Origin of the sequence: Raoultella sp., assembly GCF_039594335.1 — a bacterium.
Classification (GTDB): domain Bacteria; phylum Pseudomonadota; class Gammaproteobacteria; order Enterobacterales; family Enterobacteriaceae; genus Klebsiella.
Map to the genome: position 1 here is coordinate 1 of NZ_JBCNNS010000061.1, position 15,703 is coordinate 15,703.

General features: G+C 54.2%; 13 protein-coding genes. 9 read left to right on the forward strand and 4 right to left on the reverse strand.

What is annotated here, in order from left to right; translation table 11 throughout:
• Window positions 1-21: 21 nt before the first annotated feature.
• The gene (gene pyrD, locus ACZAHD_RS12510) at window positions 22-1,032 is read right to left on the reverse strand and encodes a quinone-dependent dihydroorotate dehydrogenase (RefSeq protein ID WP_462457060.1); all 1,011 of its coding nucleotides are present in this window, start codon (window positions 1,030-1,032) and stop codon (window positions 22-24) included.
• Between the two features lie 250 nt (window positions 1,033-1,282).
• On the opposite strand from pyrD, the gene ssuE reads away from it, so the two are divergent.
• The 5 genes from ssuE to ssuB are packed head-to-tail and all read left to right on the forward strand — an operon-like array spanning window position 1,283 to window position 5,527.
• Window positions 1,283-1,858, forward strand: a complete 576-nt coding sequence (ssuE, locus tag ACZAHD_RS12515; RefSeq protein WP_462457061.1) for an NADPH-dependent FMN reductase — start codon at window positions 1,283-1,285, stop codon at window positions 1,856-1,858.
• A complete protein-coding gene (locus ACZAHD_RS12520; RefSeq protein ID WP_462457062.1) occupies window positions 1,851-2,813 on the forward strand; it encodes an aliphatic sulfonate ABC transporter substrate-binding protein in 963 nt (320 codons plus the stop codon). The genes ssuE and ACZAHD_RS12520 overlap by 8 nt, the downstream gene beginning before the upstream one ends.
• On the forward strand, window positions 2,810-3,955 hold the full coding sequence (ssuD, locus tag ACZAHD_RS12525; protein WP_462457063.1) for an FMNH2-dependent alkanesulfonate monooxygenase: 1,146 nt from the start codon (window positions 2,810-2,812) through the stop codon (window positions 3,953-3,955). The genes ACZAHD_RS12520 and ssuD overlap by 4 nt, the downstream gene beginning before the upstream one ends.
• A 10-nt stretch (window positions 3,956-3,965) precedes the next feature.
• Window positions 3,966-4,757 (forward strand): aliphatic sulfonate ABC transporter permease SsuC, encoded by a 792-nt coding sequence (ssuC, locus tag ACZAHD_RS12530; protein WP_462457064.1) that lies wholly within the window; start codon window positions 3,966-3,968, stop codon window positions 4,755-4,757.
• Window positions 4,754-5,527, forward strand: coding sequence for an aliphatic sulfonates ABC transporter ATP-binding protein (gene ssuB / locus ACZAHD_RS12535; RefSeq protein ID WP_462457065.1), 774 nt, complete (start codon window positions 4,754-4,756; stop codon window positions 5,525-5,527). Before ssuC ends, ssuB begins: the two co-directional genes overlap by 4 nt.
• Before the next feature lie 110 nt (window positions 5,528-5,637).
• Here ssuB and pepN read toward each other — a convergent pair whose 3' ends face one another.
• The gene (gene pepN, locus ACZAHD_RS12540) at window positions 5,638-8,253 is read right to left on the reverse strand and encodes an aminopeptidase N (protein ID WP_462457066.1); all 2,616 of its coding nucleotides are present in this window, start codon (window positions 8,251-8,253) and stop codon (window positions 5,638-5,640) included.
• A gap of 331 nt (window positions 8,254-8,584) precedes the next feature.
• On the opposite strand from pepN, the gene pncB reads away from it, so the two are divergent.
• From pncB to ACZAHD_RS12560, 4 genes are all read left to right on the forward strand, one after another.
• The gene (gene pncB / locus ACZAHD_RS12545) at window positions 8,585-9,787 is read left to right on the forward strand and encodes a nicotinate phosphoribosyltransferase (protein WP_462457067.1); all 1,203 of its coding nucleotides are present in this window, start codon (window positions 8,585-8,587) and stop codon (window positions 9,785-9,787) included.
• A gap of 166 nt (window positions 9,788-9,953) precedes the next feature.
• Entirely contained in the window at window positions 9,954-11,354 is a 1,401-nt protein-coding gene (gene asnS, locus ACZAHD_RS12550) for an asparagine--tRNA ligase (protein WP_462457068.1), read from the forward strand.
• A gap of 591 nt (window positions 11,355-11,945) precedes the next feature.
• Window positions 11,946-13,028 (forward strand): porin, encoded by a 1,083-nt coding sequence (locus tag ACZAHD_RS12555; protein WP_462457069.1) that lies wholly within the window; start codon window positions 11,946-11,948, stop codon window positions 13,026-13,028.
• Between the two features lie 184 nt (window positions 13,029-13,212).
• Entirely contained in the window at window positions 13,213-14,403 is a 1,191-nt protein-coding gene (locus ACZAHD_RS12560; RefSeq protein ID WP_462457070.1) for an amino acid aminotransferase, read from the forward strand.
• A gap of 62 nt (window positions 14,404-14,465) precedes the next feature.
• On the opposite strand, the gene ACZAHD_RS12565 is transcribed toward ACZAHD_RS12560, so the two are convergent.
• Together ACZAHD_RS12565 and ACZAHD_RS12570 are read right to left on the reverse strand one after the other, a co-directional pair.
• Entirely contained in the window at window positions 14,466-15,113 is a 648-nt protein-coding gene (locus ACZAHD_RS12565; protein ID WP_462457071.1) for an MBL fold metallo-hydrolase, read from the reverse strand.
• A gap of 13 nt (window positions 15,114-15,126) precedes the next feature.
• Window positions 15,127-15,678, reverse strand: a complete 552-nt coding sequence (locus ACZAHD_RS12570; RefSeq protein WP_015584788.1) for a peptidoglycan L,D-endopeptidase MepK — start codon at window positions 15,676-15,678, stop codon at window positions 15,127-15,129.
• Between the last annotated feature and the right edge of the window lie 25 nt (window positions 15,679-15,703).

Genomic DNA, 15,703 nt, shown 5'->3' on the forward strand with positions numbered 1-15,703 from the left:
AGGGATCAGAGGGGGAAAAGATTAGATATGGTTAACAATTTCTTTAATCAGCGGAGGACCTTTAAAAATAAATCCGGAATAAATCTGGACGAGGCTTGCACCGGCGGCGATTTTTTCCCGTGCCGCGATCACCGAGTCAATCCCTCCGACTCCGATAATGGGCAAACGACCATTTAATTCTGTCGCCAGCATACGGATAATTTCCGTACTCTTTAATTGCAATGGACGACCGCTAAGACCACCCGTTTCATCACAGAATTTCATTCCCTGGACCAGGGAACGATCGAGGGTGGTATTGGTGGCAATGACGCCATCAATATTATGACGAACTAAACTGTCGGCCACCTGGATCAATTCCTCAAGAGAAAGATCCGGGGCGATCTTCACCGCGACAGGGACATATTTCTGATGCTTTTGCTGCAGCTCAAGCTGCTTATTTTTAATACCAGAGAGTAAATCATCCAGGGCATCACCGTATTGTAAGGTGCGCAGGCCTGGGGTATTCGGTGAAGAGATATTAATGGCGATATACCCGGCATACGGATAGACTTTTTCCATACAAATCAGATAATCATCTTTACCCTGCTCAACCGGCGTATCTTTATTCTTACCAATATTAATACCGAGAATACCGTCAAAATGCGCCTTTTTTACGTTCTCAACCAGGTTCTCAACACCGTGGTTATTAAAACCCATGCGGTTGATCAAACCTTCGGCCTCCACCAGGCGGAAGATCCTCGGCTTATCGTTCCCTGGCTGCGGACGCGGCGTTACGGTACCAATTTCAATGGCGCCAAACCCCATGGCGCCGAGCGCATCAATGCACTCACCGTTCTTGTCCAGCCCAGCGGCCAGACCCAGCGGATTTTTAAACGTGAGTCCCATGCAGGTGACCGGTTTGGACGGTACCTTCTGGCGGACCAGCATTTCCAGCGGCGTACCTGATACACGACGTAGTTGTTGAAAAGTAACTTCATGAGCGCGCTCAGGATCGAGCTGAAAAAGGGCTTTACGAACGAAGGGGTAGTACATGAACTCTCCTGGATTCCCGGTGTGCAAACCGGGGGCGTATTATGTTCGATCGGCGCCGGAAAGGGAATTGACCTACGACAAAAAATCTCGCATCCAACGCAAACGTTTACTTTTCCCCTTCGCCTTATGCAATTTCTGACAAAACAAGGGTGGAAAAATCATTTAGGGAAATAAATCGGCTCTGTCACACTGCCATTAAATGTTATCAATCATAGATAAATGCGAACATTTGGTTATAAGGAGAGAGAAGATGCGTGTCATTACACTTGCGGGCAGTCCGCGTTACCCTTCCCGTTCCAGCGCGCTTCTGGAATATGCCAGAGAGACCCTCTCCGCAGCAGATGTTGAAGTCTGCCACTGGCATTTGCAAAATTTTGATCCGGAAGACCTTCTGTATGCTCGCTTCGATAACCCGGCGTTACATACGCTGAACGAACAGCTGGCAGGTGCCGATGGGCTTATCATCGCCACCCCGATCTATAAGGCCTCTTTTTCCGGCGCGCTGAAGACGCTACTCGACCTGCTCCCGGAACGGGCGCTGGAGGGAAAAATCGTCCTGCCGCTGGCCACCGGCGGCACGATCGCTCACATGCTGGCAGTGGATTATGCGCTGAAACCGGTGCTCAACGCCCTGAAAGCACAGGAAATTCTGCACGGCGTCTTCGCTGACGATAGCCAGGTCACCGACTATCAACATAAACCGCAGTTTACGCCTAATTTGCAGGGTCGGCTCGATCTGGCGCTGGAAACCTTTTGGCAGGCGCTGCACCGCCCGACCAGCCGCGCTCCCGCGCTCAAGCCCCTCCGCGGGGTGGAACATGCGTAACCTTCTCAGAACCCTCTCACTGAGTGGTTTGCTGACGTTATCGGCCCTGAGCCATGCGGCACAATCCGCGCCGGAAGCACTGCGCATCGGCTACCAAAAAGGCAGCGTCAGTATGGTGCTGGCCAAAAGCCATCAGTTCCTGGAAAAACGCTACCCGAACACCAAAATCTCCTGGGTAGAATTTCCCGCTGGCCCACAAATGCTTGAAGCGCTAAACGTCGGCAGTATCGATCTGGGCAGTACCGGCGATATCCCACCGATTTTCGCCCAGGCCGCAGGAGCCGAACTGGTTTACGTTGGCGCTGAGCCCCCGAAGCCGAAAGCGGAGGTGATTCTGGTCGCGGAAAACAGCCCGATCAAAACCGTAGCTGAACTGAAGGGACGTAAGGTCGCGTTTCAGAAAGGCTCCAGTTCCCACAACCTGTTGCTAAGGGCATTACAACAGGCGGGCCTGACATTCAGTGATATTCAGCCCGTTTATCTTGCCCCCGCAGATGCCCGTGCGGCGTTTCAACAGGGCAATGTTGATGCCTGGGCTATCTGGGACCCCTACTATTCCGCCGCTCAACAACAAGCGAGCGCCCGGGTGCTCAAAGACGGAACCGATCTGAAACAAACCGGCTCCTTCTATCTGGCATCGCGCCCCTACGCGGAAAAAAATGGCGCCTTTATTAGTGACGTGCTCGACACATTCAGCCAGGCGGATGCCCTGACGCTGAGCCAACGCCCGCAAAGCATTACTCTGCTGGCAAAAACGATGGGACTCCCTGAAAAGGTGATCGCCAGCTATCTGGACCATCGGCCGCCGACCACCATTACTCCGGTCAGTGCCGAAACCGCTGCCCGTCAGCAGCAAACGGCCGATCTGTTCTACGAGAACAAACTGGTGCCGAAAAAAGTCGACATCCGCACTCGCATCTGGCAGCCCGCAACCGCACAAGGAGCGAAATCATGAGTCTGAATATGTTCTGGTTTTTGCCGACCCACGGTGATGGTCACTACCTCGGGACCGAAGAAGGCGCCCGCCCGGTTGATTACGGCTATCTGCAGCAAATTGCGCAAACCGCAGACCGCCTCGGTTTTACCGGCGTATTGATCCCGACCGGACGTTCCTGCGAAGATGCGTGGCTGGTTGCCGCTTCGATGATTCCCGTCACCCAGCGTCTGAAATTTCTTGTCGCCCTGCGCCCGAGCGTGACCTCCCCGACTGTCGCCGCCCGCCAGGCCGCTACGCTCGACCGCCTTTCCAACGGCCGGGCGTTATTTAACCTGGTGACCGGCAGCGACCCGCAGGAACTCGCTGGCGACGGGGTTTTCCTCGATCATACCGAACGTTACGAAGCCTCTTCTGAATTTACTCATATCTGGCGCCGCCTGATGGAAGGCGAAACCGTTACCTTCAATGGAAAATACCAGCGGGTGCACGGCGCGAAACTGCTGTTCCCCCCTCTACAGCAGCCGCGCCCGCCGCTCTATTTTGGCGGTTCGTCCGATGTGGCGCAGGATCTCGCCGCTGAGCAGGTCGAGCTCTATCTCACTTGGGGAGAACCGCCAGCACAGGTTGCGGAAAAAATAGCCCAGGTGCGTGAAAAAGCCGCCCGTCACGGTCGTAAGGTCCGTTTCGGTATTCGTCTGCATGTCATTGTCCGGGAGACAAACGAAGAGGCCTGGGAAGCGGCCGAAAGCCTCATTTCACATCTTGATGACGACACTATTGCCAGGGCGCAGGCCGCCTTTGCCAAAACCGATTCCGTCGGGCAGCAGCGGATGGTGGCATTGCACAACGGTCGGCGCGACAAACTTGAAATCAGCCCTAACCTGTGGGCCGGCGTCGGACTGGCACGCGGAGGGGCGGGAACCGCCCTGGTCGGCGACGCGGCGACCGTAGCCGAACGGATCAATGAATACGCAGCCCTGGGTATCGATAGCTTTATCTTCTCCGGCTATCCGCATCTTGAAGAGGCTTATCGTGTCGGCGAACTGCTGTTCCCGCGGCTGGATGTCAATATCCCGTCGATTCCACAACCGCAGCTTCTGCGTCCACAGGGCGAGGCAGTCGCAAACGAATTTATTCCGCGCAAAGTCGCACAAAGCTAAGGAACACATCATGGCTACGTCTGCGCAAAAATTGCTGCTGCGGGTTTCTCCCTGGCTTCTGCCAGTGGGAACCGTCATCGTCTGGCAGCTCGCTTCCTCCGTCGGCTGGTTATCCACCCGCATTCTTCCCTCTCCGGAAGGTGTGCTCAAGGCCTTCTGGACGCTTTCCGCCAGCGGCGAACTGTGGCAACACCTGGCTATCAGTTCGTGGCGTGCTCTGCTGGGCTTCGCCATCGGCGGTTCCATCGGGCTGCTGCTGGGCCTGATCAGCGGCCTGTCGCGTTGGGGGGAGCGCCTGCTAGATACCTCGATTCAGATGCTGCGTAACGTCCCGCATCTGGCGTTGATTCCACTGGTTATTTTATGGTTCGGCATTGATGAAAGCGCCAAAATCTTCCTCGTGGCGCTGGGGACCATTTTCCCCATCTACATCAACACCTGGCACGGCATCCGCAATATTGATCGCGGGCTGGTGGAGATGGCGCGTAGCTACGGCCTGTCCGGCTTCGCGCTGTTCCGCCATGTGATTCTACCGGGCGCCCTGCCCTCGATAATGGTCGGCATCCGCTTCGCCCTCGGGTTGATGTGGTTAACGCTGATTGTGGCCGAAACCATCTCCGCTAACGCCGGCATCGGCTATCTGGCGATGAATGCGCGGGAGTTTTTACAAACGGATGTGGTGGTGGTCGCCATTATTCTTTACGCCATTCTTGGCAAACTGGCCGACTTCAGCGCGCAGCTGTTAGAACGCGTCTGGCTACGCTGGAACCCGGCTTATCATCTTCAGGAGGCCAACGCATGACTACTGCCCGTCTGAACCCAGGGATCCCGCTGTTGCTTAACGGCGTGACTAAACGCTACGGCGAAAATACCATTCTTAACGCACTGGATTTACATATTCCGACCGGGCAGTTTGTCGCGGTGGTCGGGCGCAGCGGCGGCGGAAAAAGTACCCTGCTGCGTCTGCTGGCGGGACTCGAAAAACCCAACGGCGGCGAGCTGCTGGCCGGCTCAACCCCCCTGGCGCAGGTCCAGGACGACAGTCGGATGATGTTTCAGGATTCGCGGCTGCTGCCGTGGAAATCGGTGATAGACAACGTCGGTCTTGGGCTGAAAGGCCAATGGCGTGATTCCGCCCTGCAGGCGCTGGCCAGCGTTGGCCTGGAAAACCGCGCTGGCGACTGGCCAGCGGCGCTCTCCGGTGGACAAAAACAGCGCGTGGCGCTGGCCCGCGCGCTGATTCATCGTCCTCGTCTGCTGCTACTCGATGAACCGCTGGGCGCACTGGATGCGTTAACCCGGCTGGAGATGCAGGATCTGATCGTTTCGCTGTGGGAGGAACACGGTTTTACCGTACTGCTGGTCACGCATGATGTGAGTGAGGCGGTGGCCATGGCTGACCGGGTACTATTGATTGAAGAAGGGAAAATCGGCCTGGATGTCACCGTCGATATTCCGCGGCCCCGGCGGACCGGATCGGCCAGACTGGCTGAACTGGAAGCCGAAGTGCTGAACAGAGTGATGAAACGCGGTAAGAACGAATCTGCACCGCGCTTATTAAGTCACGGTTAATCCTGATTGGAGATTTCCCCGGCGGCACTGCGCCTGCCGGGGGCGGCCGCTTGGGGTGTTGATAGCCCGAATAAGGCGCGCTCGCGCCGTTATTCGGGAGTCTTGCCTCGTTACGCCAGCGCCTTACTGATTTTCTCGAACAGATCCCCGGAGAGATTCTCCAGACCTTTTAGCTGCTCCAGCGCCGCGCGCATCAGCGCCTGGCGTTTAGCATCGTAGCGTTTCAGTCGAATCAACGGCTCAATCAAGCGAGAGGCTACCTGCGGGTTGAGGCGGTTGAGCTCGGTCAGCATCTCCACCATGAACTGATAGCCGCTGCCATCTTCGGCGTGGAACGCCGCCGGGTTACTGCCGGCAAACGCGCCAATCAGCGAGCGTACGCGGTTCGGGTTGCTCATACTAAACGAGCGGTGATTCAGCAGGCCACGTACCGTTTCAAGGACATTGTCTGCCGGGCTGGTGGACTGCAGGATAAACCATTTATCCATTACCAGGCCGTCCTGATGCCATTTGTCGTCATACTCCTGCATCAGCGCGTCGCGGCAAGGCAGCTGAGCCGCGACTGCGGCCGACAGTGCAGCCAAGGCATCGGTCATGTTGTCGGCCTGATGATACTGCGCGACAACCAGCTTATCGGCCAGCTCAGCGTCACCAAACGCCAGATAGCGCAGGCAGGTATTGCGCAGTGAACGCTTACCAATATCGGCGTGTTCTACGCGATAGCTCGCCAGCTTGTTGGCGTTGTAAACTGCGAGGAACTCGTCCTCCAGCTCTTTTGCTAAGGTGCAGGTCAACGCTTCACGGACCGCCGCAATGGCGATCGGATCGATGATCGCAAACAGCTCAGCGATTTCATTGACGGAAGGCAACGTCAGAATTTCAGCCGCCAGCGCCGGATCGATCTTCTCATCGAGCAAAATCGCACGGAACGCGTCGGCGACATGAATCGGCAGCGACAGCGGCTGACTCTGCTGGTGGCGATTGACGTTCAGCTTGATATAGGTTGCCAGCAGGCTCTGCGCGGCATCCCAGCGGGAGAAGTCATTGCGCGCGTGGCGCATCAGGAAGGTGAGCTGCTGGTCGCTCCATTTATATTCCAGCTTCACCGGGGCGGAGAACTCGCACAGCAGCGCCGGTACCGGCTGGAAGTAGACGTTGTCGAACACAAAGGTCTGCTCGGCCTGGGTCACATTCAGCACGTGATGCACCGGATGGCCTCCTTTCTGCAGCGGGATCACCTTTCCTTCGTTATCATACAGTTCGATATCGAACGGAATGTGCAGCGGTTGTTTCTCCGGCTGTTCCGCAGTCGGCGGCGTACGCTGGCTGATGGTCAACGTATACTGTTCGGTTTCCGGGTTGTAGTCATCATGGACGCTCACTACCGGCGTGCCGGACTGGCTGTACCAGCGACGGAAATGCGACAGGTCGACGTTAGAAGCATCTTCCATCGCCTGGACAAAATCGTCGCAGGTTGCAGCGCTGCCGTCGTGGCGTTCGAAGTATAGCTGCATCCCTTTCTGGAAGTTAGCTTCCCCTAACAGGGTATGCAGCATGCGGATCACTTCCGCCCCTTTTTCATACACCGTCAGGGTATAGAAGTTATTCATCTCGATGACGCTATCCGGGCGAATCGGATGGGCCATCGGGCTGGCGTCCTCAGCGAACTGCAGACCACGCATGGTGCGCACGTTGTTAATCCGGTTCACCGCGCGCGAACCGAGATCAGAGCTGAACTCCTGATCGCGGAATACGGTCAGCCCTTCCTTCAGGCTCAACTGGAACCAGTCGCGGCAGGTCACGCGGTTGCCGGTCCAGTTATGGAAATATTCGTGGCCGATGACGCGTTCAATATCGAGATAATCTTTATCGGTGGCGGTATCGGTACGCGCCAGCACATATTTGGAGTTAAAGACGTTCAGCCCTTTGTTCTCCATCGCCCCCATATTAAAGAAGTCGACGGCGACAATCATATAGATGTCGAGATCGTACTCGAGACCAAAACGGGTTTCGTCCCATTTCATCGAGTTCTTCAGCGACATCATCGCCCACGGCGCACGGTCGAGATTGCCGCGATCAACGAACAGTTCCAGCGCCACTTCACGTCCAGAACGGGTTTTGAAGGTATCGCGAAGCACATCGAAATCGCCGGCCACCAGCGCAAAGAGATAGCACGGTTTCGGGAACGGGTCCTGCCACTGGATCCAGTGACGACCGTTTTCCAGCTCACCTTGCGCCACGCGGTTGCCGTTGGAAAGCAGGAACGGGTATTTCGTTTTGTCGGCGATAATTTTGGTGGTGAAGCGGGCCAGCACATCCGGACGATCCAGATACCAGGTAATGTGACGGAAACCTTCCGCCTCACACTGGGTGCAGAGGGCTTCGCCAGACTGGTAGAGACCTTCCAGAGCGGTATTCGCCGCCGGGCTGATTTCATTGACGATGGTCAGGGTGAAATGTTCCGGTAATCCACCGATCGCCAGTTGGTTATTTTCTTGTTTATAGTTGCTCCACGGCTGGCCATCCACCTGCAGGGAGACCAACGTCAGGTCTTCGCCATCCAGACGCAACGGCGCATCGGACGCCGCCGCATGACGGGAGATTTTACTCTCAGCCGTAACCACGGTTTTCTCGGCATCCAGGTCAAAGGTCAAATCAATATCGCTAATCAGATAATCCGGCGCACGGTAATCGTGGCGGTATTTGGCTTGGGGCTGTTGTGTCATAAAAAACCTTTAGCATGTTCCATAAAGTGTCAAGCCCAGTCTATTCCTGTTGTGTAGATCGCGCTATGCAGAATCTTCATCTTTTCAACACCAAAAACGAAAATTGCTACATATTGATAACAAAAGAGGCACGAAATGCGCTCGACCCGGCGCAAAGCTTGTGGTGTGATCGCTGTTCAATATATTAAACTAGGCCTCGCAAATGACCGTCAGCGTCGCCATCGACCGTCAACTGCGGGACAGAGTCGGCTAATAAAGGTATACTCCGCCTCCTTTTTTCTGCTTCGGTTTTTGATGGAAACGCTCCAGTGAGAGGACGCTACTGCGCACCATGACACAATTCACTTCTCCTGTACTGCACTCGCTGCTCGACACGGACGCCTACAAGCTGCACATGCAACAGGCTGTCTTCCACCGCTACGGCGATGTACATGTTGCGGCGGAGTTCCGCTGCCGCGGGGACGATCTGCTCGGTATCTACGCCGACGCAATTCGCGAGCAGGTTGAAACCATGCGCGACCTGAAGCTGCAGGACGATGAATATCACTGGTTGTCTACCCTGCCGTTCTTTTCCCAGGACTATCTCGACTGGCTACGCGACTTCCGCTATGACCCGGGTCAGGTTACCGTCAACAATGACAACGGCAAGTTGAATATTCGCCTGTCCGGCCCATGGCGTGAAGTTATCATGTGGGAAGTTCCGCTGCTGGCGGTGATTAGCGAGCTGGTCCATCATTACCGCTCGCCGGAAATCAGCGTTGATTTAGCGCTGGAAACCCTCGAACACAAGCTGGCCGACTTTGCGCAAATCACCGCCGATCTCGATCTCAGCCGCTTCCGCCTGATGGACTTTGGCACCCGCCGTCGCTTCTCACGTGAAGTGCAGCAGGCCATCGTCGAACGTCTGCAGCAGGAGACGTGGTTTATCGGTACCAGCAACTACGATCTGGCTCGCCGGCTTCATCTGACACCAATGGGCACCCAGGCGCATGAATGGTTCCAGGCGCATCAGCAAATCAGCCCCAGTTTAGCCAACAGCCAGCGCGCAGCGCTGGCTGCCTGGCTGGAAGAGTATCCTGACAGACTCGGCATCGCCCTTACCGACTGCATTACCATGGACGCTTTCCTGCGGGATTTCGGCGCGGAATTTGCCACCCGCTACCAGGGGCTGCGCCACGACTCCGGCGATCCTGTGGAATGGGGTGAAAAGGCCATCGCCCATTACCAAAAGCTGGGGATCGACCCTATGAGTAAAGTTTTGGTCTTTTCCGATAACCTCGATCTGGCGAAAGCCGTCGATCTCTATCGCCACTTCTCTTCGCGGGTCAATCTCAGCTTCGGTATTGGCACGCGTTTAACCTGTGACATTCCGCAGGTTAAGCCGCTAAATATCGTGATAAAGCTGGTGGAATGTAACGGTAAACCGGTCGCGAAACTCTCCGACAGTCCGGGTAAAACCATCTGCCACGATAAGGCATTTGTCCGGGCACTGCGTAAAGCCTTTGACCTTCCACCGGTGAAAAAGGCCAGTTAATCACCATAAGGAGCCATTCTGGCTCCTTGTTGTTTTATTTATTTCCGAAAACTCCCCTTGATGGTGCGAAATCTGCTTGTCTGATGGAAGATGACAGGTAACATAGATGTCCCCCATTATCGGGGGAAACAGATTTTTTTATTGGACTACGAATAGAGAGACTATTATGAGCGTTGTGCCTGTAGCCGACGTACTCCAGGGCCGTGTTGCCGTTGACAGCGAAGTCACCGTGCGCGGTTGGGTACGTACCCGCCGAGATTCAAAAGCTGGCTTTTCCTTCCTGGCCGTCTATGACGGTTCCTGCTTTGATCCTGTACAGGCCGTTATTAATAATTCTCTGCCCAATTACAATCAGGAAGTGCTGCGCTTGACCACCGGTTGCTCGGTCATCATTACGGGCAAAATCGTGGCATCTCAAGGTCAGGGCCAAAGTTTTGAAATCCAGGCTAGCCACGTTGAAGTGACCGGTTGGGTAGAAGATCCGGATACCTATCCGATGGCCGCTAAGCGTCACAGCATCGAGTATCTGCGCGAAGTTGCACACCTGCGCCCGCGCACTAACCTGATCGGCGCGGTCGCTCGCGTGCGTCATACCCTGGCACAAGCGCTACATCGCTTCTTTGACGAGCAGGGCTTCTTCTGGGTTTCCACGCCGCTGATCACCGCTTCTGATACCGAAGGCGCGGGTGAAATGTTCCGCGTTTCCACGCTGGATCTGGAAAACCTGCCGCGTAACGATCAGGGCAAAGTGGATTTCGATAAAGATTTCTTCGGTAAAGAGTCGTTCCTGACCGTATCCGGCCAGTTGAACGGTGAAACCTATGCTTGCGCACTGTCTAAAATCTACACCTTTGGCCCAACCTTCCGTGCCGAAAACTCCAACACCAGCCGCCACCTTGCGGAGTTCTGGATGCTGGAGCCGGAAGTCGCGTTTGCCAACCTGAACGACGTCGCAGGCCTGGCGGAAGCCATGCTGAAATACGTCTTCAAAGCGGTACTGGAAGAACGTGCGGACGATATGAAATTCTTCGCCGAGCGCGTGGATAAAGATGCGATAGATCGCCTTGAGCGTTTCGTGTCTGCCGATTTTGCCCAGGTAGACTATACCGACGCGGTAACCATCCTTGAAAACTGCGGTAAGCCGTTTGAAAACCCGGTTTACTGGGGCGTGGACCTCTCTTCCGAGCACGAGCGCTACCTGGCGGAAGAACACTTCAAAGCGCCAGTGGTTGTGAAAAACTATCCGAAAGACATTAAGGCGTTCTATATGCGCCTTAATGAAGACGGTAAAACCGTCGCCGCAATGGACGTTCTGGCGCCAGGTATTGGTGAAATCATCGGGGGTTCTCAGCGTGAAGAGCGCCTGGAGGTGCTTGACGCGCGTATGGCGGAAATGGGTCTTAATAAAGAAGACTACTGGTGGTACCGCGACCTGCGTCGTTACGGCACCGTACCGCACTCCGGCTTCGGTCTGGGCTTCGAACGTCTGATCGCCTACGTGACCGGCGTACAAAATGTGCGTGATGTGATCCCGTTCCCGCGTACTCCGCGCAACGCCACATTCTGATTAATTTATCTTATCATTGCCGAAGGCCAGCGCAAGCTGGCCTTTTTTTATGTCAAGCTCTGTTAATGAATATCAAGAAATTTAAACATCAACCCTTCCAGTTAACATTTATGTTACTCACTATTACGGCTTGTTCATGTACGACAAATCGCACCTTATGTGCATTCCTCGACGAAATGCCTGATAATTTTGTTCATTTTTTAACCTCTCGCAGCACAAGATGCAAAGACAAATACTGAGCAAAAAAAAAGCGAAATGCAGACACAAAATGCACAAATGGGTCTTTATCTAAATTAATCATAATTAATTCATATAGATATATATGGTTTGTTGATTTTGCGAGCAAAGTGGAACGGAATTTTGATTGAGTTCACAAAGTTCCAAAAAATACACATTTAGTTACATATTTTTTCTTATTGTTACTCATATGCGACATTGGTAGCATTTTCCGGCTAGCGAAACGCTGGCGCGGATGGAAAGATGCCTTCAGACACCAAACTATCATCAATAGTTCTGTAAATTTTTATTGACGGAACTTATTGGCGGCAGTGGCAAGTGTTCATATAAAAATATTAATGAGGGTAATAAATAATGATGAAGCGCAATATTCTGGCAGTGGTAATCCCTGCCCTGCTGGTAGCCGGCGCAGCTAACGCTGCAGAAATCTATAACAAAAACGGCAACAAACTGGACTTCTACGGGAAAATGGTTGGTGAACACATCTGGACCACCAACGGTGACACCAATAATGGCGACACCACCTATGCACGTATCGGTCTGAAAGGCGAAACCCAGATCAACGATCAACTGACCGGTTACGGCCAGTGGGAATACAACATGGATGCGTCCAACGTTGAAGGTGCCCAGCCGACCAAAACTCGTCTGGCCTTCGCGGGTCTGAAAGCGGGCGATTTCGGTTCATTCGACTACGGCCGTAACTATGGCGCTATCTACGACGTTGAATCCGCAACCGATATGCTGGTTGAGTGGGGCGGCGACGGCTGGAACTACACCGACAACTACATGACCGGCCGTACCAACGGCGTGGCAACCTACCGTAACTCTGATTTCTTCGGTCTGGTTGACGGTCTGAGCTTCGCGCTGCAGTACCAGGGTAAAAACGACAGCAGCCGTGCTATCCAGAAACAAAACGGCGACGGCGTTAGCACCTCTGCGACCTATGCATTTGCAAACGGTATCGCACTGTCTGCAGGTTACTCTGGCTCCAACCGCAGCGTCGCGCAGAAAGCTGACGATAACGGCGACAGAGCTGAAGCATGGGCAACCTCCGCTAAGTATGACGCGAACAACGTCTACGCTGCGGTCATGTATTCTCAGACCTACAACATGACCCCGGAAAACCAGGCTAACTACTTCGCTGGCAAAACTCAGAACTTCGAAGCCGTTGTTCAGTATCAGTTCGACTTCGGTCTGCGTCCGTCCATCGGCTACGTTCAGACTAAAGGTAAAAACCTGCAGGAACGTCCCGGCTTCTCCGGCGGCGATGCTGACCTGGTTAAATACGTCGAAGTGGGTACCTGGTACTACTTCAACAAGAACATGAACGTCTACGCGGCATACAAATTCAACCTGCTGGACGACAACAGCTATACCGAAACTGCTAAAGTGTCCACCGATGACCAGGCGGCAGTGGGTATCGTTTACCAGTTCTAATCAGTACACCCCTTCGTGATATGCCTAAAAAGCAGGACTTCGGTCCTGCTTTTCTACATTACTAAGATAAAGATCGTAACTTTCGAAAAGCTTCTCGCTTTTTGTCGCAAACGGTTGGCAATTTGTAGATCTCCCGTTACCCTGATAGCGAAATTCCCTTCAGTAATCACAATGGAACCTCGTCATGTTTGAGAACATTACTGCCGCCCCTGCTGACCCCATTTTAGGCCTGGCCGATCTGTTTCGTGCCGATGACCGCCCGACTAAAATTAACCTCGGGATTGGTGTTTACAAAGATGAAACGGGTAAAACCCCGGTCCTGACCAGCGTTAAAAAAGCAGAGCAGTATCTGCTGGAAAATGAAACCACCAAAAACTATCTGGGTATCGACGGTATTGCGGAATTTGGCCGCTGCACCCAGGAACTGCTGTTCGGTAAAGGAAGTGCAATCGTCAGCGATAAACGCGCACGTACTGCCCAAACGCCTGGTGGCACCGGCGCCCTGCGCGTCGCCGCAGACTTCCTGGCGAAGAACACCGCGGTTAAGCGCGTCTGGGTAAGCAACCCAAGCTGGCCGAACCACAAAAGCGTCTTCAATTCCGCCGGTCTGGAAGTTCGTGAATATGCCTATTACGATGCTGCCAATCATACCCTTGACTTCGACGGTATGCTGGCAAGCCTCAATGAAGCACAGGCGGGCGACGTAGTTCTGTTCCATGGCTGCTGCCATAACCCAACCGGTATTGATCCTACGCTGGAGCAGTGGCAACAGCTGGCTGAGCTGTCCGTTGAAAAAGGCTGGCTGCCGCTGTTTGACTTCGCCTACCAGGGCTTTGCCCGTGGTCTGGAAGAAGATGCCGAAGGCCTGCGCGCGTTCGTTGCGCTGCATAAAGAGCTGCTGGTCGCGAGCTCCTATTCGAAGAACTTCGGCCTGTACAACGAGCGCGTGGGTGCCTGTACGCTGGTTGCGGCGGATACCGAGACCGTTGACCGCGCCTTTACTCAGATGAAGTCGACGATTCGTGCCAACTACTCCAACCCGCCTGCGCACGGTGCGTCGGTGGTGGCGACAATTCTCAGCAACGATGCACTGCGCGCTATCTGGGAACAAGAGCTGACCGATATGCGTCAGCGTATTCAGCGCATGCGTCTGCTGTTCGTCAATACCCTGCAGGAAAAAGGGGCCAGCCGCGACTTCTCTTTCATCACTAAGCAAAACGGGATGTTCTCGTTCAGCGGCCTGACTAAAGAGCAGGTACTGCGTCTGCGTGAAGAGTTCGCAGTTTATGCCGTGGCTTCCGGGCGTATTAACGTTGCAGGCATGACGCCAGATAACATGGCGCCGCTGTGTGAAGCAATTGTCGCCGTGCTGTAATTTCGCCAGCCAGCAATAAAAAAGGCCGCTTACGCGGCCTTTTTTATATCCCGTTAAGGTTATTACCAGACGGGCATTTCATCCTGCAGGAAAGGGTTGTGCAGACGCTCATAACCCAGCGTCGACATCGGCCCGTGACCGGGAATAAACGTCACATCATCACCCAGCGGCAACAATTTACGTTTAATCGCCTCAATCAACTGACCGTGATCGCCGCGCGGGAAATCGCTGCGCCCAACGCCACCTTTGAAAATCACATCGCCGGAAATCAGCAGCCGGGAAGCCTCATCAAAAAAGACTACGTGCCCTGGCGTATGCCCAGGACAGTGCAGCACCTTCAGCGCAATATTCCCCACGCTGACGACGTCGCCTTCATTGAGCCAGCGGTCCGGCTGCAAGGCCTGGCAATCCTCCAGACCAAACATTCGGCTTTGCGCCGGCAGACCTTCCAGCCAGAACTCATCTTCTTTTTCCGGTCCGATAATCGGCACGCCATAGTGTTGTGCCAGTTCCGCCGCCGCACCGACGTGATCGAGATGGCCGTGGGTGAGCAAAATCTGCATCAGGCTGACGCCTGCTGCCGTGACTTCCTGTTTGATTCGCTCAGCGTCACCGCCGGGATCGACCAGCGCGGCAAGCCGGGTTTGTTCGCACCAAATTAAAGAACAGTTCTGAGCGAACGCGGTAACCGGAATAATACGATAGTTCATAATGCTCCTTTCGTTACCAGTGCCTGACCGGACCGGTATCAATATGCACAAAGTTGCTACGTGGATAGTATCCTACACCACCTGCGCCCATTGATAACGCCGCTTTGCGAACATTGCTTAACGAAATGCCTTCTATGTGGAAATCCATTGCCTGTCCCTTAGTGTGATAGCTATGTTTCGCCACACCACGGCTTCGTGCACGGAGCTCATCATTGGTATCAAGGGAGCGATAGCCTGAGATAAGCTGAACAGGTTTATTGGTGCCAAGTAATCCCTGCAGACGATAGAGTTGATCAAACAAACTCGGATCGATTGGCTTAATTTTATTCGCGCGGAAATCACGGAAAAAATGGTTAAGCCTTGCTAATTCATCCTGAATATAGCCTCTGCCATCGAAAAACTCCGCCTTGAGTGATTCACCAGTATGCAGGTTATTCAACGTCAGAATACGCGGTCGGGGGGTCGAGAGGGTGGCAAATGCCGGCGCAGGCAGAATGGCGGCAGCACCGAGCGCAGCCCCACCTAACGCCAGCAATTTGCGGCGATTAGCGTCAAATTTGTCCATGATAATCAGGTCTACAAGTAAATGA